This is a genomic window from Pedobacter sp. 05L430, from assembly GCF_056397585.1.
Genome location: NZ_JBFTNT010000540.1, coordinates 1 through 1,301 on the forward strand (window position 1 = coordinate 1; position 1,301 = coordinate 1,301).

At 35.8% G+C, this 1,301-nt stretch carries 1 protein-coding gene and 1 pseudogene; both read right to left on the minus strand.

Features of this window, described 5'->3' with window-relative positions; all coding sequences use genetic code 11:
- On the minus strand, nt 1-578 hold a 578-nt coding region (locus tag AC1DG9_RS27170), incomplete at its 3' end, for a RagB/SusD family nutrient uptake outer membrane protein (protein WP_477635705.1).
- Nucleotides 579-617: 39 nt separating this feature from the next.
- A pseudogene (locus AC1DG9_RS27175) lies at nt 618-1,301 on the minus strand (hypothetical protein); the annotation flags it as partial.

A 1,301-nucleotide genomic window follows, 5' to 3' on the forward strand; every position in this document is an offset into this window, starting at 1 on the left:
TTCTTAGACGATACAGGATCCGGGTCAAACTGAAGTACCAACGGCAAATCTCCCCATATACGAACCATATAAAAATAGGTGTAGGCACGAATAAAATAAGCCTCTCCAATAATCTTCCTTTTATCAGCAGGTGTCTTAAATACATTATCAGGCATTTTACCTACTTTTTCGATTACGGTATTTGCTTGTGTTATTGTTTTATAAAAGGGAGTCCAGGTTTGGAAATCATCCAGATAATCACCTCTAAAATCATTAACATTTAATCCTGTTCCATAATACTGGTCTCCTTTAACAAGGAAATTTAATGCATAATCACCTCCCTCGGTAAAAACTCCCGCGGTAAAATCGCCAAACACAAAATTTGACATACCTTGTCCGCCAAGAGTAAGCGACTTACGCAATAAGGAATAGGCCCCCATTAAGCCAGAAGTTGCATCATCCTGAGTTTTCCAATACACTCCTTCATATACCGAACCTTCAGGTTTTAAGTCTAATAATTTTTTGCAGGAAAATAGTCCTGTGCAAAGCATTCCTCCTAAAAGAAAAATACTTAATGCTCTATATTTTGATAAAATCATGATCTATGTTCTAATTATTAATTATTTATTTAAAGCCGCTTAAAAAGATGCCTGAATACCAAAGGTGAATTTTCTAGGTACCGGATAACTATCTCCTGTATATATTCCCAGCTCATTCACTGCTTCAACATCCGGTAATGTTGATTTCTGGAAAGAGTAAACATTATCTATGATGGTATAAACCTGCAAGCGTTTCATTTTTAATTTTTCCAGCAACTTGGTCGGAACATTATAAGCTAAATTGATGTATTTAATTTTCGCATAAGATCCATCTTCCATATAGGCTGAAGAGAAATTATTAAACTGATAATAATAATCACCGTAAGGATTTAAGTCGGCGTAGGTAGCCTTATCGCCCGGTTTACGCCATATAGGCAATTTATCCAGATTGATAAGCCCAGTGTTTGGGAAGCTTCCAAGTTGTTTATATTGATCAAGTAAACTTGAGATATAAGTGTTATACACCTCTCTGCCTAATAAGAAGGTTGTAAAAACTTCAAGAGAGAAATTTTTATAAGTAAAGGTATTGCTTAAACCACCTGTAATTCTTGGATTCGGATTACCAACCCTTACTTTATCAAAATGATCCCATACATCATAGTCAAAGTTTTGATCTATCCATCTGTATGAGCCAGGTTTTGCAGTCTGCGATCCGTTCCAATAAGTAATCAGATCTCCAGTGCGCGGATCAAAAGGGATTTCATTTTTATCTGTATATACCCC